Source organism: Duganella caerulea (genome assembly GCF_040362985.1).
GTDB classification, from domain to species: domain Bacteria; phylum Pseudomonadota; class Gammaproteobacteria; order Burkholderiales; family Burkholderiaceae_D; genus Rugamonas; species Rugamonas vulcania.
Genome location: NZ_BPWJ01000001.1, coordinates 922,766 through 940,180, shown reverse-complemented (window position 1 = coordinate 940,180; position 17,415 = coordinate 922,766). Strand labels below are relative to the sequence as shown.

General features: G+C 65.6%; 15 protein-coding genes. 9 read left to right on the top strand and 6 right to left on the bottom strand.

Annotated features, from left to right (window positions below):
• Positions 1 to 156: 156 nt before the first annotated feature.
• Together guaB and guaA are read left to right on the top strand one after the other, a co-directional pair.
• On the top strand, positions 157 to 1,629 hold the full coding sequence (guaB, locus tag ACUJB0_RS03975) for an IMP dehydrogenase (protein ID WP_117011286.1): 1,473 nt from the start codon (positions 157 to 159) through the stop codon (positions 1,627 to 1,629).
• Between the two features lie 69 nt (positions 1,630 to 1,698).
• The gene (gene guaA, locus ACUJB0_RS03970; protein ID WP_444844105.1) at positions 1,699 to 3,309 is read left to right on the top strand and encodes a glutamine-hydrolyzing GMP synthase; all 1,611 of its coding nucleotides are present in this window, start codon (positions 1,699 to 1,701) and stop codon (positions 3,307 to 3,309) included.
• Positions 3,310 to 3,505: 196 nt separating this feature from the next.
• Here guaA and ACUJB0_RS03965 read toward each other — a convergent pair whose 3' ends face one another.
• Positions 3,506 to 3,715: a hypothetical protein gene (locus ACUJB0_RS03965; protein ID WP_444844104.1), complete on the bottom strand. Its 210-nt coding sequence runs from the start codon at positions 3,713 to 3,715 to the stop codon at positions 3,506 to 3,508.
• A 234-nt stretch (positions 3,716 to 3,949) separates the two neighbouring features.
• On the opposite strand from ACUJB0_RS03965, the gene ACUJB0_RS03960 reads away from it, so the two are divergent.
• The gene (locus ACUJB0_RS03960; RefSeq protein ID WP_444844103.1) at positions 3,950 to 4,681 is read left to right on the top strand and encodes a lipid-binding SYLF domain-containing protein; all 732 of its coding nucleotides are present in this window, start codon (positions 3,950 to 3,952) and stop codon (positions 4,679 to 4,681) included.
• Positions 4,682 to 4,695: 14 nt separating this feature from the next.
• On the opposite strand, the gene ACUJB0_RS03955 is transcribed toward ACUJB0_RS03960, so the two are convergent.
• Complete coding sequence (locus ACUJB0_RS03955; RefSeq protein ID WP_444844102.1) at positions 4,696 to 5,400, bottom strand: Crp/Fnr family transcriptional regulator; 705 nt, start codon at positions 5,398 to 5,400, stop codon at positions 4,696 to 4,698.
• 242 nt (positions 5,401 to 5,642) lie between these two features.
• Between ACUJB0_RS03955 and ACUJB0_RS03950 the strand changes: the two genes are divergently transcribed.
• A complete protein-coding gene (locus ACUJB0_RS03950) occupies positions 5,643 to 6,275 on the top strand; it encodes a nitroreductase family protein (RefSeq protein WP_444844101.1) in 633 nt (210 codons plus the stop codon).
• A 36-nt stretch (positions 6,276 to 6,311) separates the two neighbouring features.
• On the opposite strand, the gene ACUJB0_RS03945 is transcribed toward ACUJB0_RS03950, so the two are convergent.
• The gene (locus ACUJB0_RS03945) at positions 6,312 to 9,506 is read right to left on the bottom strand and encodes an EAL domain-containing protein (protein ID WP_444844100.1); all 3,195 of its coding nucleotides are present in this window, start codon (positions 9,504 to 9,506) and stop codon (positions 6,312 to 6,314) included.
• Between the two features lie 180 nt (positions 9,507 to 9,686).
• Here ACUJB0_RS03945 and ACUJB0_RS03940 point away from each other — a divergent pair, with 180 nt between their 5' ends.
• The 3 genes from ACUJB0_RS03940 (at position 9,687) to ACUJB0_RS03930 (ending at position 12,032) form a co-directional block, all read left to right on the top strand.
• On the top strand, positions 9,687 to 10,406 hold the full coding sequence (locus ACUJB0_RS03940) for a sensor histidine kinase (RefSeq protein WP_444844099.1): 720 nt from the start codon (positions 9,687 to 9,689) through the stop codon (positions 10,404 to 10,406).
• Between the two features lie 154 nt (positions 10,407 to 10,560).
• On the top strand, positions 10,561 to 11,271 hold the full coding sequence (locus ACUJB0_RS03935; RefSeq protein WP_444844098.1) for a helix-turn-helix domain-containing protein: 711 nt from the start codon (positions 10,561 to 10,563) through the stop codon (positions 11,269 to 11,271).
• Entirely contained in the window at positions 11,268 to 12,032 is a 765-nt protein-coding gene (locus tag ACUJB0_RS03930) for a helix-turn-helix domain-containing protein (protein WP_444844097.1), read from the top strand. The genes ACUJB0_RS03935 and ACUJB0_RS03930 overlap by 4 nt, the downstream gene beginning before the upstream one ends.
• Before the next feature lie 16 nt (positions 12,033 to 12,048).
• On the opposite strand, the gene ACUJB0_RS03925 is transcribed toward ACUJB0_RS03930, so the two are convergent.
• The gene (locus ACUJB0_RS03925; RefSeq protein ID WP_444844096.1) at positions 12,049 to 12,420 is read right to left on the bottom strand and encodes a hypothetical protein; all 372 of its coding nucleotides are present in this window, start codon (positions 12,418 to 12,420) and stop codon (positions 12,049 to 12,051) included.
• Between the two features lie 49 nt (positions 12,421 to 12,469).
• A complete protein-coding gene (locus ACUJB0_RS03920; protein WP_444844095.1) occupies positions 12,470 to 13,201 on the bottom strand; it encodes a Crp/Fnr family transcriptional regulator in 732 nt (243 codons plus the stop codon).
• 417 nt (positions 13,202 to 13,618) lie between these two features.
• Between ACUJB0_RS03920 and ACUJB0_RS03915 the strand changes: the two genes are divergently transcribed.
• Positions 13,619 to 14,353 (top strand): polysaccharide deacetylase family protein, encoded by a 735-nt coding sequence (locus ACUJB0_RS03915; protein ID WP_444844094.1) that lies wholly within the window; start codon positions 13,619 to 13,621, stop codon positions 14,351 to 14,353.
• Between the two features lie 115 nt (positions 14,354 to 14,468).
• Here ACUJB0_RS03915 and ACUJB0_RS03910 read toward each other — a convergent pair whose 3' ends face one another.
• A complete protein-coding gene (locus ACUJB0_RS03910; RefSeq protein ID WP_444844093.1) occupies positions 14,469 to 14,924 on the bottom strand; it encodes a hypothetical protein in 456 nt (151 codons plus the stop codon).
• A 28-nt stretch (positions 14,925 to 14,952) separates the two neighbouring features.
• Here ACUJB0_RS03910 and ACUJB0_RS03905 point away from each other — a divergent pair, with 28 nt between their 5' ends.
• Complete coding sequence (locus ACUJB0_RS03905; RefSeq protein ID WP_444844092.1) at positions 14,953 to 17,397, top strand: hypothetical protein; 2,445 nt, start codon at positions 14,953 to 14,955, stop codon at positions 17,395 to 17,397.
• Positions 17,398 to 17,415: the final 18 nt, after the last annotated feature.

Genomic DNA, 17,415 nt, shown 5'->3' with positions numbered 1-17,415 from the left:
TTTTTTGCAACATGGTCAGGAATTCATGCTTAAAGGAAAGCAAACTTGCAAAAATGCATGCAGTGGTTTAACCGGGCGTTTCCGGCGGTTTGCAGAAGTTTCGGACAAACCATGGCTGATTCTGTATAATCTGCTTTTGCGCCTATAGGAAATGCTATGCGTCTACTCCAAAAAGCACTCACGTTTGATGATGTGCTTCTCGTCCCAGCGTACTCGAATGTTCTGCCTGCCGATACGTCCCTCAAAACTCGCCTGACCCGTAACATCAGCCTGAACATCCCGTTGCTGTCCGCAGCGATGGACACGGTCACCGAAGCCCGCCTGGCGATCGCCATGGCACAAGAGGGCGGCATAGGCATCATCCACAAGAACCTGAATCCGAAAGATCAGGCTCGCGAAGTGGCGCGCGTCAAGCGCTTCGAGGCCGGCGTGCTGCGTGATCCGATCACGATTCCGCCGACCATGAAGATCCGCGACGTCATCAAGCTGACCGAGCAATATGGCATTTCCGGCTTCCCTGTCGTCGAAGGCAAGGAAGTGGTGGGCATCATCACCAACCGCGACCTGCGCTTCGAACAGGAACTCGACGCCGAAGCCCGCGCCAAGATGACCCCGCGCGAAAAACTGGTGTTCGTCAAAGAGGGCGCGGAAGGCGCCGACCGCGACGAAGCCAAGCGCCTGATGAACAAGCACCGCCTCGAGCGCGTGCTGGTCGTCAACGACGCCTTCGAACTGCGCGGCCTGATCACCGTCAAGGACATCCAGAAATCCACCGAGCACCCGCTGGCGTCGAAAGACTCGCAGGGCAAGCTGCTGGTCGGCGCCGCTGTCGGTGTCGGCGCCAAGGATGAAGAGCGGATCGAACTGCTGGTCGCCGCCGGCGTGGACGTGCTGGTGGTCGACACCGCCCACGGCCACTCGCAAGGCATCCTGGACCGCGTGAAATGGATCAAGACCAAGTTCCCGCAAGTGGACGTCATCGGCGGCAACATCGCCACCGCGGCCGCCGCCAAGGCGCTGGTCGCGCACGGCGCGGACGCGGTCAAGGTCGGCATCGGCCCCGGTTCGATCTGCACCACCCGCATCGTGGCCGGCGTCGGCGTGCCGCAGATCACCGCCATCTCCAACGTGGCCGAAGCGCTGGAAGGCACCGGCGTGCCATGCATCGCCGACGGCGGCATCCGCTTCTCGGGCGACATCTCCAAGGCCCTGGCGGCCGGCGCGTCGACCGTGATGATGGGCTCCATGTTCGCCGGCACCGAAGAGGCGCCGGGCGAAGTGATCCTGTACCAGGGCCGTTCGTACAAATCGTATCGCGGCATGGGCTCGCTGGGCGCCATGTCCGACGGTTCGGCCGACCGCTACTTCCAGGACGCCACCATGAAGGCCGACAAGTTCGTGCCCGAGGGGATCGAAGGCCGCGTCGCCTACAAGGGCAGCGTGCTGGCGATCATCTTCCAGCTGGTGGGCGGCGTGCGTCAATCGATGGGTTACTGCGGTTGCGCCACCATCGACGAACTGCGCAGCAAAGCCGAGTTCGTCGAGATCACCTCGGCCGGCATGCGCGAATCGCACGTGCACGACGTGCAGATCACCAAGGAAGCGCCGAACTACCGTTCCGGCGACTAAACCGTCCTTGCAACGCCGGCTTAGCAAAGCCGGCGTTTTTCTATTCTTTACCTCTCCAGTACATTACTCATGCACTCAAAAATCCTCATCCTCGATTTCGGCTCCCAAGTCACCCAGCTGATCGCGCGCCGCGTGCGCGACGCCGGCGTGTTCTCGGAAGTGTACCCGTACGACGTCAGCGACGAATTCGTGCGCAACTACGGCGCCGCCGGCGTGATCCTGTCGGGCAGCCACAACTCGACGCTGGACGGCGACTCGCCGCGCGCGCCGCAAGCCGTGTTCGAACTGGGCGTGCCGGTGCTGGGGATCTGCTACGGCATGCAAACCATGGCGGCCCAGCTGGGCGGCAAGGTCGAGAACGGCCTGGTGCGTGAATTCGGCTACGCCGAGGTGCGCGCGCGCAGCCACACCAAGCTGCTCGACGGCATCAACGACTTCGTCACCGACGAAGGCCACGGCATGCTGAAAGTATGGATGAGCCACGGCGACAAGGTGCTGGAGATGCCACCGGGCTTCGTCCTGATGGGCAACACCCCGAGCTGCCCGATCGCCGCCATGGCGCACGAGGAGAAGCGTTTCTACGGCGTGCAGTGGCACCCGGAAGTGACCCACACGGTGCAGGGCAAGGCCATGCTGGGCCGCTTCGTGCACGAGATCTGCGGCTGCAAATCGGACTGGAACATGCCGGACTACATCTCGGAAGCGGTCGAGAAAATCCGCGCGCAGGTGGGTACCGATGAAGTGATCCTGGGCCTGTCCGGCGGCGTCGATTCGTCGGTGGCCGCCGCGCTGATCCACCGCGCCATCGGCGACCAGCTGACCTGCGTGTTCGTCGACCACGGCCTGCTGCGCCTGGACGAGGGCAAGATGGTGATGGACATGTTCGCCAAGAACCTGGGCGTCAAGGTCATCCGCATCGACGCCGAGGACCAGTTCATGGGCCACCTGGCCGGCGTGTCCGATCCCGAGCAGAAGCGCAAGATCATCGGCCGCGAATTTGTCGAGGTGTTCAACGCCGAGTCGGGCAAGCTGGTCAACGCCAAGTGGCTGGCGCAGGGCACCATCTACCCGGACGTGATCGAATCGGCCGGCAAGGGCAAGAAGGGCCAGACCATCAAGAGCCACCACAACGTGGGCGGCCTGCCGGAGCACATGAAGCTGCAACTGCTGGAGCCGCTGCGCGAACTGTTCAAGGACGAAGTGCGCAAGCTGGGCGTGGCGCTGGGCCTGCCGCATGACATGGTCTATCGTCATCCGTTCCCGGGCCCGGGCCTGGGTGTGCGCATTCTCGGCGAAGTGAAGAAGGACTACGCCGACCTGCTGCGCCGCGCCGACGCCATCTTCATCGAAGAGCTGCGCAACACGCCGTACGAGCCGGTGGTGGTGCCAGGCTTCGACCAGGACAGCGTGCCGACCAACTGGTACGAGGCAACGTCGCAGGCGTTCGCGGTGTTCCTGCCGGTGAAGTCGGTGGGCGTGATGGGCGACGGCCGCACCTACGAATACGTGGTGGCCTTGCGCGCCGTGCAGACGCAGGACTTCATGACCGCGCACTGGGCGCACCTGCCGCACGCGCTGCTGGGCAAGGTGTCCAACCGCATCATCAACGAAGTGCGCGGCATCAACCGCGTGGTCTACGATATCTCGGGCAAGCCGCCTGCGACCATCGAGTGGGAGTGATTCCGTAGCCGGCAGCCGCTGGTGCTGGCGGGAAAACGGATGAGACCAAGCCCCTGATTTTCAGGGGCTTTTTTTTGGTGCTGCGCCGTCCAGTGCCGTGCATGCAAGATGTCGTCCGCTAGCACGGCCTGCATCCCGGCGCGTAACGCCATTTGCATGTCGGGGATGATGCTGGCGAACTCGGCGGTGTTGGCTTCTATCTTGGCGATTCGCGTGCCCTGCGCCTTTTGAGGCGTTTGACCCACCAGCCATAGTCGCCCAGCTTGTCGGCCGCCGCGCTCGGGTCGTGGCTGCCGGCGTGCGGCGGCTCGATGCCTTGCCGCAGGCAATACGCCCGGGCCGCTGACGGCGATTCCCGCTCAAGCAGTTCTTGGCATATCAGCATATGCCGGAAGGCTTTGTTCATCGTGGTCTCCTGTTTCGCTTTCGTCGCTGCCGGAAAAATGTCTACCCTACCTGCGCTTGCGCGGCGCGGCAGCGGCCAACGTGTGGCAAATCAAGTGCGCCAGCTTTTTTGTTCGGCGCGGGAAGCTTGACCGGATCTGGCTCCGCTGTGACAGTAATCAATGGGGGCGTGCCCGCATCGGCGCTAGCATGGAATCCCGCACGCATCGCGTAGCTAATCCGCAAAGGAAAAGTCATGCCTATTACCTCCTATTCGCGGGCAGGCCTGCTGGCCGCCCTGATCGCTGGCTTGTCGTGTAACGCGGCGGCCCAAAACACCGACACCCAGGCCGGACAGCCCGGTCAGACCGACTTCGCCGCCAGACCGGCGCAGCGCGCCGTCCGGCGCGTTGATGACGCCCTTGCCGTGGTGCGTCAGATGGAGGCCGAGCCGCGCATGCGGCAATGGCTGCGTCAGGCCAAGGGTGTGCTGATCGTTCCCGCCTACGGCCGCGCGGCGCTTGGCGTCGGCGCGCAAGGCGGCGCCGGGGTGCTGCTGCTGCGACGGCCGGACGGCAGCTGGAGCGGCCCGGCGTTTTACAACTTGGGTGGCTTGACGATCGGCCTGCAGGCCGGTGCCGAGGGGGGGGCCATTGCGATGGTGCTCAACAACGACAAGGCCGTCGGTGAGTTCATGAAGAACAATAACTTCTCCCTGAGCGCGGAAGCGGGCCTGACGGTGGTGAATTGGTCCCGGCTGGCGCAGGGCACTGCCGGCACCGGCGACGTGCTGGCCTGGAGCGCGGCCAAGGGGTTGTTCGGCGATGCCGTCGCGGTCGGACTGAATGATATTCGCTACAACGAGGATATGACGAACGGCTATTATGCGCGTGGCTTGTCGCCGCACGATATCGCGGCGGGCAGTGTGAGCAACCCGCAATCGCAGCCGCTGCAGCAGGCGCTGGCCGCCGCAACGCGCGCCAGGTAGCGGGAGGGTGGGCGTCAGGACCGGGCAGCTCTGCCTTTGGCGAGGTGTGCGACGCTGGCCAGGCAGTGCAGCGTGATTTCCCGCCTGTCTTTGGTCAATATGCCCTCGCGCGCGAACTGGTCGAACAGGCGGCCCACGCATGCCGGCGTAACACTCAGGTAGCTGGCAAGGTCGTTGCGCGACATCGGCAGGCGGAAGCGGTTGCCGGAGAAGCCATTGTCGCGATGGACCTGGGACAGCTGCAGCAACAGCGAGGCCAGGCGGGTGTCCGCGCGTATCGCCTGCTGCGTCAGCAGGACGCGCTGTTGGCGACGGATGGCGGCGGCCAGCAGCGCGTGTTGCGCGCTGCGTTGCGACGGCTGCTGGTGCGCGCCGCCCGCGCGCCCCCAACGAATGCGGCAGACCTCGCTCTGCTCGAGCGCGATCGCGCTGCAGGCGTGGCGATCCCTGCCAATTTCATTGAGTCCCAGAAGTGCGGGCGGCAGCAGGAAGTCGATGACCTGGGATCCGGCGCGGTGGGGCGCTGGCCGCTCCAGCTTGAAACTGCCGGCGCGGATGCTGTAGATGTGATGGTCGACCGGGTCGCCGACGCGATACAGCGGCTGGTTGCGTTCGACGCGGACGCGCTGCCTGGCCAAGCTGAGCTTACCCTGCGGATCAAGGCAGAGGTCGGGGTGGGGGCAGCGTGCACACGGGGTCTGTTCGACAATGTCCGGCATATTTTGAATCCGCTAGTCTTGACAGCGGCCACGGTTCAAGTGATGGAAGTGGAGCCTTCATTCTTAATCACAAATCAATTATAACCAATAATACTTGATAGATAAACAGGTAACTTGCAAAAAGCGATGTCTGTGGGCGGCGGTGTGGCGCCGCGCGCCGGTTTTCGCCCCGCCATGCCGCGGTGGATCCGGAGGGGCGGCACGGGCGGCGCGTATTGATATGTCGGACCAGAGGAAGAACGATGGAGAACAACTGTATCTTGCCGGCCCCGGTGCCGCTGATGGGGCCCGCCGCCCTGATGTACGATGCCGACGTGGTGCCGGCCACGGCGACGCTGCTGGAGCTGTTGCGGCGGCGGCGCTCGGCGCGCGCGTTCGATGGGCGCGGCCTGTCGGCGCACCAGCTGTCGTCGCTGTTGTGGGCGGCGTGGGGCAATAATTGTGGCGACGGCCGCCAGCGCACGGCGCCCTCGTCACGCGACCGTCAGGTCATCGATATCTACGTCGCACTGGCCGAGGGCGCTTTCCGCTTTGACGCGCGGCGCCTGTTGCTGGCGCCGGTGTCGGCGCAGGATCTGCGCGCCGCGACCGGCATGCAGGAGTTTGCCGCCAGCGCCCCCGTCAACCTGGTGTATGTGGCCAGCCTCGATGGCGACGACGACGGCGCCGGCCGGTTCGAGCAAAAGCTGGCGGCCGCCGCCGACCTGGGCTTCATCAGTCAGAACGTCTATCTGCTGTGTGCCGCCGAGGGCCTGGCCACGGTGGTGCGCGACGCCTTCGATCGTCCCGCCCTGGCGGCTGCGCTGGGGTTGGCGCCGGCGCAGTGGATCGTCGCGACACAGTCGGTCGGCTATCCGGCCGCCGGGGACGCCTGAGAGCGCCGTGCGCCGCGCCCGGCCGGGCGCGCCGGGCTAGGGCGCCGGCGCCAGCGTGGCGTGCACGAAGCGCCGGAACGCCTGCTCGGGCAGCGGCCGGCTGAACAGGTAGCCCTGATACAGCCTGCAGTCCAGCGCCGCAAGAAAATGCCGTTGCGCCTCCGTCTCGACCCCTTCGGCCACGATCGACAGGCCCAGCGACTGGCCCAGCGTCAGAATGATGCGGGCGATGGCCGCGTCGTCGGGATCGCTCTGGAGGTCGCAGGCCAGGCTGCGGTCGATCTTCAGCTGGTCGAGCGGCAGCCGTTTCAGATACGACAGCGAGGAGTAGCCGGTGCCGAAGTCGTCCAGGGACAGGCTGATGCCATGTCGCCTGAGAGTCTCCATCTTGGCGATGACGCCGGTGACATCCTTCAACAGCATGCTTTCGGTCAGTTCGAGTTTGAGCTTGCACGGGTCGGCGCCGCTGCGCTCGACGGTGCGCAGCACCTGCTCGACGAAGTCCGCCTGCAGGAACTGGCGGCTGCTGATGTTGACGGCGACGCTCAGGCCGCCCAGGACGGGCAGCCCGCGCCACGTGCTGAGCTGGGCGCAAGCCTGCTGCAGCACCCAGCGCCCCAGCGGCACGATGAAACCGGTATCCTCGGCCAGCCCGATGAATTGTTCGGGCTCGACGATGCCGCGTTGCGGGTGGATCCAGCGCAGCAGCGCCTCGGCCCCGGTCACCTGATTGGCGTGATCGACCTGGGCCTGGTAATACAGTTCGAACTGTCCATGGCTGAGCGCCTCGTGCAACTCGTGCTCAAGCTGGACGCGCGTGTCGACCGCCACCTGCATGTTCTCCTCAAAGAAGCGCGCCGTGTTGCGCCCATGCTTCTTGGCCTGGTACATCGCCAGGTCGGCGCGCTTGAGCAGGTCGTCGACGCTGACATTGTGATCGGAGAACATGGTGATGCCGATGCTGGGCGAACAACGGCAGCTGCGTCCGGCCAGCTGGTAAGGGCGGTTCAGCTCGGCCAGGATGTCCTCGCCGACCGCCTGGGCATGCAGCGCCGCGGCCTGGCTGTCGGTATCGAGCTCCTCCAGCACGACGACGAATTCGTCGCCGCCCAGCCTGGCGACCGTGTCGCCCGCGCGCACGCAGGCGGGCAGGCGCTCGGCCACCTGTTGCAGCAGGCGGTCGCCCTGGTCGTGGCCCAGCGTGTCGTTCAGCAGCTTGAAGTTGTCCAGGTCGATGAACATCAGGGCGCTGAATTTGCCGTTGCGCCTGGCGTTGCCGATCACGTGACGCAGCCTGTCGAGCAGCAGGCGCCGGTTCGGCAGGCGCGTGAGCGGATCGAAGAACGCCAGTTGGCGGATTTCTTCCTCGGCCTTCTTGCGCGCGCTGATGTCGGTCTGGGCCCACACGTAGTGGCAGATGCGGCCCTGTGGATCGCGGATCGCGCTGATCGTGGTCCAGGCCGGATAGACCTCATTGCTCTTGCGGCGGACCCACAGCTCTCCCTGCCAGGCGCCGCGCTGGTGTATCGTGTGCCACATGTCGGCGTAGAACGCCTCGTCGTGCCGCCCCGCCTGCAGCATCTTCGGCGTGCGGCCGAGCACCTCGCTGGCGTCGTAGCCGCTGCTGGCTGAAAACGCCAGGTTGACGCGGATGATGACGTTATGGCTGTCGGTGATCAGCATGGCCTCCTGCGACTCGAACGCCACGGCGGCGATCCGCAACTGCTCGGCGGCGTGCTGGCTGTCGGTGATGTCGAGCGAGATGCCGAGCAAGTAGCTGGGCTTGCCGTTGGCGTCGCGCAGCGCGCAGCGGTGCGTGCGCAGCGAGCGGATCGCGCCCGATGGCAGCCGGATCGGCTCCTCGTCGATCTCCACCACCTGTTCGGAGGCCAGCGCGCGGCGTTCGGCCGCCATGCGCTGCTGCCCTTGTTCGGTGCCCAGCAGATCGATATCGTTCATCTGGACCACCTGTGCCCTGGGCATGCCCAGCAGCAGTTCGCCGGCGCGGTTGAGCATCTGGTAGCGCAGATCGCCGGCACGCTTGACGAACACCATGGCCGGCATGTACTCGATGATGGCGGCCAGCAGGTGGCGCGATTGCTTCAGTTCCGCGGCGCGCGAGCGCAGCTGCGCCTCCAGGTCCGCGCGGGCCCGGTGCAGCGCCGCCTCGGCCGCCCGCTGCGCCTGGGCGATGCTGTCCATCTTGAGCCCGACCTGGGCCAGCGCCCGCGCCACCCTGCGTGCCTCGGCCAGTTCCAGCGGGCGTGTTGTCGATGCGCGGCCGGTCGCCAGCGCCCGCGCCAGCGCGCGCAACTCGTCGAGCGCCCGCCGCAGCGCCTGGCCGCGGGCGCCGGCCTGCCACGCGCCCAGGCCGGCCAGCAGGATGGCCGCTCCCAGCGTCAGTCCCAGCATGACCCACAGCCGCGCCCACATGTCGGCCACCGGCACGCCGATGCCGACACGCCATCCGCTGGCCGGCGAACGGGCGCCAAACTGGTAGACCTGCGCGTCGCCGTTGGCAATGGTGGCCGGAGCGGATGCGCCCTGGTCGCCCAGCGCCCGCAACAGCGCCGGCGCGGCTTTTTTTCCCACCCATGCCCGGTCGTCGCCGTTGCGGGCGACGACCGTGCCGCGGCCGTCCAGCAGCGTGACCCGCCAGCCGGGCGGCAACCCGCGCGCCGCCAGCATCGCCGAGAAGCGCGTCGCGGCCACGCCGACATTGATGAAGTACGCCAGCCTGCGGTCTTCCCAGACCGGCACGCACACGCTCATGGTGTGCGCGGCGCCGGCCGCGCCCAGGTACAGGTCCGAAATCACCGGCCGTTCGCCGGCGGCGGCGCGCGCCAGCACGGCGGGCTCCGGAGGGCCCGGCAGGTCGGCGCCGAACGGCCGCTGCGTGTCTACCAGCGGCTGGCCAGCGACGGTGATCAAGGTCAAATTGTCGGCCTTGCTGTGCCGCAGCGCCCACTGCGCCTGTTGCTGAAACGCCCGCCAGTCGTGCTGGCGCAGCGCCGGTGCGGCGGCCAGTGCGCTGGCCAGGCTGCGGTACGCGTCGAACTCGGCGTCGAGATCGAGCTGCAGCGAGCGCGCGGCCTGCTGCGCTTGCGCCGCGAGCAGCCGGCGCTCGGCCAGGCCGGCGTAACAGGACAGGGCCGTGCCGGCCGCCGATGCCGTCAGCACCTGGACCGCAACCATGGCCAGCAGGGATTTTCGTATGGTGTAGGCGTTCATGTTGCCCTCGTCAGCGGTGCGCCAGCGGACAGCGCCGGCCCCACAGTGTGGCCGCCCGGGGCGTGCTTGCCTTGACCGTCGTCACTCCGCCGGCGCGCACCGGAAAAAATGACAATGAGCAGGAGCCGCGGCGGCCGGGCCGGATAAAATGTAGCGACCATCACAAGCGGGGGGAAGAGGATGCTGAGCGAGCTGGAGGACGCCAGGGAAGCCGAGCGGGCGCGCATCGCGCGCGAGCTGCACGACGAGGTGGGCCAGGGGCTGCTGGTGCTGCGCATGGACCTGGTGCGGCTGCAGCAGCAACTCGGCGCGGGCCAGCATCCGGCCCAGGCGTTGTTGCAGGAGGGCCTGGCGCGGCTGGACCAGTCGCTGGGCGGCGTGCGCATGATCATCAACGATCTGCATCCGGTGGTGCTGGAGCAGGGGCTGGCCGACGCTTGCGCATGGCAGCTGCAGCAGTTTCGCCTGCGCAGCGGCTTGTCGTGCAAATTGCGGGTGATCGGCGATCCGGTTGAGCTCGATGCCCGCTGCAAGCTGGCCATGTTCCGGATCCTGCAGGAGTCGTTGAATAATATCCTGCGCCATGCGCGCGCCGCCAACGTCACCGTGGTCCTGGCGCAGTCGCCGCAACAGCTGGAATTGACGGTCATCGACGACGGCGTCGGCCTGGCGCAGGCGGCCACGGATGTTGGCGGCCGCCACGGGATACGCGGCATGCGCGAACGGGCTGGCATGCTGGGCGGGCGGCTGCGCATCGCGACCGTGGCAACCGGCGGCGTGGTGCTGCACGTCGCGGTCCCGCTGATGCGCGAGCGGCGCCGGACCGGCGGCGACCGCCGGCGCGACGGCCAGCGCGCAGCCGCGGCGCAACATGGAAACGCGCCGGCGCAAATCCTGTAGCGCTGGCGGGGGCGAGGACGGGTTCCCGCTGCGGCGTTGTCCGACGCGGCCGCCAAGTGACAATCATCATGGGCGCCGATGGTGAAGTCTTTAGCATTTCACTATCTGCCGGACGCTGCCGGTGTCCGCGACGATCATGACCGGAGAAGAACACTTGAAACCGCCCACCGCCCATCCATCCCCCGCTGGCGCGCCGCTGCACAGGTGGCGCGGCGCAGGGGGGCGCGACGCGCTGCCGGAACGGCGCATCCGTGTGCCGCGCGACGGCGTGCTGTACCACTGCGGCGACCCCGTCAAGAACCTGTTGTATGTGGTGCGCTACGGCGCCTTCAAGACCTGCAGGGTTGGCGTCGGCGATAGCCTGCACATCACCGGATTTCAGATGACCAAGGAGTTCCTGGCGCTGGAGGCGCTCGGCCTGCGGCTGCATCGTTGCCAGGCCGTGGCGCTGGAGGACAGCGAGGTGTGCGAGGTGTCCCTGCTGCAGCTGACGCAGGCCCATCTGGTGCTGCACGAATTGCTCAGCGATGCGGCCGCGCAGGCGCGCAACCTGGCGCAAATGTTACGCTGCAGCGGCGCCGACCAGCGCCTGGCCGCCTTCCTGCTCAACATGTCGCATCGCTTTGGCGCGGCGGGCTATTCGGCGCGCAGCTTCCGGCTGCAGATGGCCAGGGTCGACATCGCCCAGTTCCTGGGCCTGACCGCCGAGAGCGTCAGCCGCAGCCTGGCGCGCTTCGGCGCCGAGGGCGTGGTCCAGGCCGAGCGCCGCCTGATCACCATTTGCGACGCGCCCCGCCTTTGCCGCATCGCCGGCAGCGAGCGCGCGGTGGTGGAGTTTGCCGCCGGCGACCGCGTTGCCGCATGAAGCCGTCCGAGCACGACCTGGTGCAATCGCTGCGGCTGCCGCGGCGCCGGCCCGCCAGCGCCGCGCCATCCTGCCTGGACTGCCCGGTGCGCCAGCAGTGCGTGCCGGGCGCATTCGACGACCAGGATTGCGGCGTCATCGACCGTCTGGTCGAGCGCCGGGTGTTCCTGCCGCGCGGAGAGCATCTGTACTGGATGGATCAGGCGGTCGCGCAGAAGCTGTATGCGATACGGGTCGGCCAGTTCAAGATCTACCAGCTGTCGACCCAGGGCGCGCAGCGCGTCGCCAGCTTTCAGGCGGAAGGCGATATCCTGGGGCTCGACACCATCGGCAAGCCGGACCAGCGGTGCAGCGCGGTGGCCTTGACCAACAGCGTGCTGTGCGAGTTCTCCTATCCGCGGCTGGCGCACGCCAATCTGCGCAGCGCCGACATCCTGCCGCAGCTCGACCGGCTGTTGAGCAGGGCGCTGGTCCGCGAGCAGTGGCGCGCCTTGCTGGTGCGCGAGGGCAGGGCGGACCAGAAGCTGGCCGGCTTCCTGCTGGCCCAGGCGCTGCACCACGGGGCCCCGGGACAGATGCGGCGGCAGCTGCATTTGGCGATGACGCGCCAGGACATCGGCGACTACCTGGGCATGATGGCGGAGACCGTCAGCCGCCTGCTGCACCAGTTCGAGCGCGCCGGCTTTCTCGCCATCCACCGGCGCATGGTGGACATCGTCGATCCGCAGGCGCTGCGCCGGCTGGCCGATGGGCCGGCCTAGCGCTGCGCCGGCACGGTCATTCTTCCTGGCACAGGTCCGTGGGACGGCGTGCCGGCGCCGCAGCGGTGCGCGCACCGGCGCCTGCCGCGGTTCTCTTCCCGCGTCCTCTGGTGCCCGGAACCCTCAGCGGCTGGTAGCGCGCCAGTTGGTCATAGATCGACAGCATGGTTTCCGCCGCCAGCAGCAGCTGGCCCTCGCTCAGCGAGGCGATCCGTGAGGCGACGTCGGCCGGCGTGGAGCTGCCTGCGGCGCCGATCAACTGCAGCAGCGCGCCGAAGTCGGCGCGGCTTTCCTGCGGTACCTCTTTCGATTTGAGTGTCTGCAGCCCGGGGCTGCAGGCGCGCGCCAGGCGCTGGCGATGGCCTCCCGGGCCGATTAATTCTTGCAATGCATTGTTAAAGATGATCCATGCGGCAGACATAGAGGTTCCCTTCCGGCTAGTCACAGTTGAATGGGCGTAGTCGCGGCAAGCGCTTGAGTGCGCGCAGCCGCTCGCGGTCGACGATGCGGATGGTGCGCTGGTCCAGCTGAATCAGCCCCTTGGCTTCCAGCTCCAGCAGGGCGCGGCTGACCGTCTCCTGCGCCATGCCCAGGTAGCTGGCCATTTCGGCGCGTGTCATCGGCAGGTTGAACTCGGCGGCGGAGTAACCCATGTCCGCGAAGCGGTCGGCCAGGTCCAGCAGCAGCCTGCCGACCCTGCCGCGCGTGGTCAGGCCTGTGCGGCTGATCGCCGGCCTGGTGCGCGTTAGCTCGCGCGAGATTGCGCTGTAGAGCCCGCGCGAGAAGCCGGGACAGGTCCTGGCCAGTTGCCGCAGCACCTGCGCCGGTATCTGGATCAGGTCGGCATCGCCAAGGGCGATGGCGCTGCTGGCGTGGGAGCGCGAGCAAATGCCGTCGATGCCCAGCAGCGCGCCGCGCAGCGAAAAGCCGACCACCTGCTCATTCCCGTCTGGCAGGTCCAGCACCGCCTTCAGGAAGCCGCTGTTCAGCGCGTACAGATGCCGGAACGGCTCGCCGGTCTGGTACAGGCAGTCGCCGGTGCGCAGGCGCAGGTGATGGAAACGCAGGTTGGGAGGCTGGCCCTGCAAGTCCGCGCAGATGCCCAGCAATTTGCACAGTTCGGCCAGTGTGGACTGGCGGGGCGCCGCCGGCCGGGCCAGGCTGTTCATGGCGGAGGGCCGAGGGCCGTAATGAGGGGTTGCGATTGAAGGATAAATGGAAAACATGCCTATCTCCTGATAACTAACAATCGGCGTGGCGGCCGGTTCAGCGGCTGAACGGAGCGCCCGGTAATAATGAATCCTCGCGACATGGGGTGACTTCGGACTGAATAGTTCCCAGAAGAATTGGGAGAATTGCTATATTCAATTTGTCAATCAGATTCTGCTGATAAATATATAAGAATTATCTGATTTGTATTGTGGGCATTTTGAAATTATTTATGGATAAGTGATCTTGAACAGTTTTAGGACGGTCGAACGTTGCCTCAGGATAATTAGTTGTCGTTTGTCCACGACAAATTTTCCTTAGTGAAATCGGCGCGCTGCCGGAGCGAACCCAGTCCGCGCAGCTATTTGGAGGACTGCATGGGCTTCGTGTTTACCTGTTCGATCGACGATGGGCATCCGTCCGATGTCCGGCTGGCGGACCTGCTCGGGCGCCACGCCTTGCCGGCCACGTTCTACTTTCCGGTGACAAATGCCGAGGGCGCGCCGGTGTTGGCGGAGGCGGCGATGCGCGGCATCGCCCGCGATTTCGAAGTCGGATCGCACACGCTCGACCATCGTTTCCTCAGCCGCCTGGGGCAGCGCGAGGCGAGGTTCCAGATCGTGCGCGGCAAGCAGGCGCTGGAGCACATCCTCGGCCAGGCCGTACAAGGCTTTTGCTATCCGGGCGGCGCCTATCGCAGGCGCGATGTGGCGCTGGTGCGCGACGCCGGCTTCGCCTACGCCCGCACCACCGGCAACCTGTTCCTGGGGCCGGGACATGATCGCTATCAGATGCCGACCACCTGCCAGTTTTACCCGCACCGGCGCGATGTCTATCTGCGCAATTTCGTGCGCGGCGGACACTGGCTGGAGCGCTTGCCTGCCCTGGACATCGCCGTTCGCCAGCAGGACTGGCAGCGGCGCCTGTACCTGCTGCTGGAGGCGGCCCGGCGCCGTGGCGGGGTGTTCCATTTGTGGATGCACGCGCTCGACATCGACCGCTTGCAGGCATGGCCGCAGCTGTCGGCCTTCCTGGCCTACGCGGCCAGTTGCACGCCGCCGTCCGCGCGGCTGACCAACGGCCAGCTGGCGCAGCGCTTCTTTCCGCTCTAAACGATGGCGCGCAACACCGGCCACGCAGGTGTGCACAAAATATTTTTCGCAAAAAAAAGTTTCAATCAGGAAATTCTTGGCGCAGAATTTGAACGGTAATATTTATCTGGCAATCTTATTCAAGTAAAAACATTAAACTGGTTAAATTGATGAATTTAGTGAGCCATGGACTGTTTTTAATAATTCTCAATCGGTAGCTGCGCTGCAGCAATGTGACGAGAGGAAAGAGATCAGGCATTTTTTCCATGGAATTTTTAACTGGTTTTGCTGGTTTGCATTTTTCCATGGAAATTTCATAATGTGAAATTTTCCTTGTAGCGACAAATTGTTTCATCGTAATATTGGCCCACAACAAGAAACTACTAGGGCTTTTATGAACCGACATTTGTTTTTGCAAGGGAAATTGAACGATGCATCCGAAATCCATCCAACGATCGTTGGCCACGCTGTGGCCGGTCGCCGGACTCCTGTCCGTCGCCGCCTGCGGCGGTAGCAGCGGTCCCGCCGCCACCCAGGCGGCGCCGGCAGCGGTGCTGCTGGCCCAGGGCGTAGTCACCTCATCGAACACCATCAACGCCGCCAGTTGCTCTTACGCGGACGTGAACGCCGCGGTGCGCAAGGCCAGCGGGGGCATGTCGGTGCAGATACCGGCCGGCACCTGTGACTGGGGAACCGCGCAACTGACGGTGCCGGCAGGGGTCTATCTGCGCGGCGCCGGACGGGACTCGACCACGATACAGCGCAGCGGCGCGGTGGCGCGCGGCACTTACCTGGTCGCCTATGATTGCTCCAACGGCCAAGTGGCCGACTTCTCCAACATGGCGCTGGTGGGCAACGGCGATGGCACGATACGCGACGCCGGCCTGGGCCTGCTCAAGGGGTGCCGCGACTTCAAGGTCACCAACGCGGCGTTCAGCCGCTTCGTGTATGCCGCCATCCATGTCGGCGACGCGGCCAGGCAGCGCGGCGTGATCGCGCAAAACCGCTTCAACGACAATTTCAGCAAGGACCTTGGCGACCTGGGCTACGCGGTCGAGATCAACGGCGGCGGCGACTGGCCGGCGCTGGCGCTGGGCGGCCAGGAAGCGGTCTACATCGAAGACAACAGCTTTAGCGGCAATCGTCAAAGCGTGTCCAGCGACAATGGTGCAAGCTTTGTGTTCCGCCGCAATACCGTGGCGGCCACCACCGGCACCAAGGATTTCTTCATGACCGACGTACACGGCTTGAGCACTGCGGCGCATGGCACGCGCAGCTATGAAATTTACGACAATACCTTCCTGGCCGCCGGTGTCAACGGCCAGGTCCGCTCGGCCATCAACATCAGCGGCGGCGATGGCGTGATCTTCAATAACGCCGTGCCGTCCGGCTACAGCCGTGCGGTGGAGCTCGATACGGACGGCTTCGTCTGCGGCAAGTATCCCGGCCCGGACCAGATCCGCTCGCTGTATATCTGGGGCAACGCGGTGGCCAGCCCCACCTATCCGGGCGGGCTGCAAAACCACTGCGCGGCCTCGATCGGCGCCAACCGCGACTATTTCCTCAGCGCCCGGCCAGGCTACACGCCCTATGCCTACCCGCATCCACTGCGGGCGGCCGTCAATCCCGGACCGGTGGCGCCGTCCACGCCGCCAAGCACGGCACCGACCTGCAATTATCCTGACTGGGTCTGGGGCCACAAATACCTGACCAAGGATATCGTGCGCTATGCCGACAACGGCAAGTACTACCAGGCCACCCACGACAATCCAGGCTGGGACCCGACCATCAGCACTTACTTCTGGAGTCCGTACGCCTGTTCGGCATCGGCGATACTGCCAACGCCAACGCCAACGCCAACGCCAACGCCAACGCCAACGCCAACGCCAACGCCAACGCCAACGCCAACGCCGACGCCGACGCCGACGCCGACGCCCACGCCCACGCCGACGCCCACGCCCACGCCCGCGCCGACGCCGGTGCCAGCACCGACGCCAGCACCGACGCCTGCGCCAACGCCCGACCGGGTCGCGCTCAGTTGCAGCTTCAATGACGTGAGCAACGCGGTCAACACGGCGACGCCGGGCATGAACGTCGCCATTCCCGCGGGCGATTGCAACTGGGGTGTCCAGCAGCTGACGATTCCGGCCGGCGTGGCACTGCATGGCGCCGGCCAGGACAAGACCATCATCCGCCGGCAGGGATCCGTCCCCAACACCAGCTACCTGGTGGCCTTCAACTGCCAGAACGGCCAAGCCGCGGTATTTTCCGGCATGACGCTGGTGGGCAACGCCAATGGCGCGATTCAGGACAAGGGGCTCGGCCTGCTCAACGGCTGCCGCGATTTCCGCGTGTATGACTCAACCTTCAAGGACTTCATCTTCAGCGCGGTGTATGTCGGCGATGCGCCGGGCCAGCGCGGCGTCATCTACAATAACAACTTCCTCAACAACTACAGCGCCGATCTGCGCAACCTGGGGTATGGCGTGGTGGTGTATGGTGGCGGCGCGTGGCCGGCACTGGACCTGGGCTCGCCCAACGCGGTCTATGTGGAGAACAATTATTTCTCCGGAAACCGGCATAACATCGCCTCCAACAACGGTTCTTCGTATGTGTTCCGTTACAACCGCGTGGTCGGCACCGATCCGGCCAAGGACTATGCGATGACCGATGCGCATGGACTGTCGTCGTCGCCGCGCGGCTCGCGCAGTTTCGAGGTGTACAACAACGACTATTCCACCAACATCAGCGGCGGCCTGCAGCGCACGGCGATCGGCATACGCGGCGGCGACGGCGTCATCTTCAACAACACCGCCACCGCAACCATCAGCCGCACCATCGAGCTGATGGCCGAAGGCTTCTCGTGCGGCACCTACCCGGGGCCGGACCAGATCCGTTCGCTGTACATCTGGAACAACTCGGCCAATCCGCAGAATGGCTACACGACGAACGGCATCGACAACACCTGCCCGTCCTCGATCGGCCTGAACCGCGATTACTTCCTCGTTGCCAAGCCGGGCTACCAGCCTTACACCTATCCGCATCCGCTGCGCTTGCTGCGCTAGGCCGGCCGCGGGGCCGGG

Excerpts from the sequence above, each read along its gene's own strand:
- guaB (WP_117011286.1), top strand. The coding sequence starts at position 157 with ATGCGTCTACTCCAAAAAGCACTCACGTTTGATGATGTGCTTCTCGTC.
- guaA (WP_444844105.1), top strand. The coding sequence starts at position 1,699 with ATGCACTCAAAAATCCTCATCCTCGATTTCGGCTCCCAAGTCACCCAG.
- ACUJB0_RS03965 (WP_444844104.1), bottom strand. The coding sequence starts at position 3,715 with ATGAACAAAGCCTTCCGGCATATGCTGATATGCCAAGAACTGCTTGAG.
- ACUJB0_RS03960 (WP_444844103.1), top strand. The coding sequence starts at position 3,950 with ATGCCTATTACCTCCTATTCGCGGGCAGGCCTGCTGGCCGCCCTGATC.
- ACUJB0_RS03955 (WP_444844102.1), bottom strand. The coding sequence starts at position 5,400 with ATGCCGGACATTGTCGAACAGACCCCGTGTGCACGCTGCCCCCACCCC.
- ACUJB0_RS03950 (WP_444844101.1), top strand. The coding sequence starts at position 5,643 with ATGGAGAACAACTGTATCTTGCCGGCCCCGGTGCCGCTGATGGGGCCC.
- ACUJB0_RS03945 (WP_444844100.1), bottom strand. The coding sequence starts at position 9,506 with ATGAACGCCTACACCATACGAAAATCCCTGCTGGCCATGGTTGCGGTC.
- ACUJB0_RS03940 (WP_444844099.1), top strand. The coding sequence starts at position 9,687 with ATGCTGAGCGAGCTGGAGGACGCCAGGGAAGCCGAGCGGGCGCGCATC.
- ACUJB0_RS03930 (WP_444844097.1), top strand. The coding sequence starts at position 11,268 with ATGAAGCCGTCCGAGCACGACCTGGTGCAATCGCTGCGGCTGCCGCGG.
- ACUJB0_RS03920 (WP_444844095.1), bottom strand. The coding sequence starts at position 13,201 with ATGAACAGCCTGGCCCGGCCGGCGGCGCCCCGCCAGTCCACACTGGCC.
- ACUJB0_RS03915 (WP_444844094.1), top strand. The coding sequence starts at position 13,619 with ATGGGCTTCGTGTTTACCTGTTCGATCGACGATGGGCATCCGTCCGAT.
- ACUJB0_RS03910 (WP_444844093.1), bottom strand. The coding sequence starts at position 14,924 with ATGGTGTTCGATGAGGTGACTACGCCCTGGGCCAGCAGCACCGCTGCC.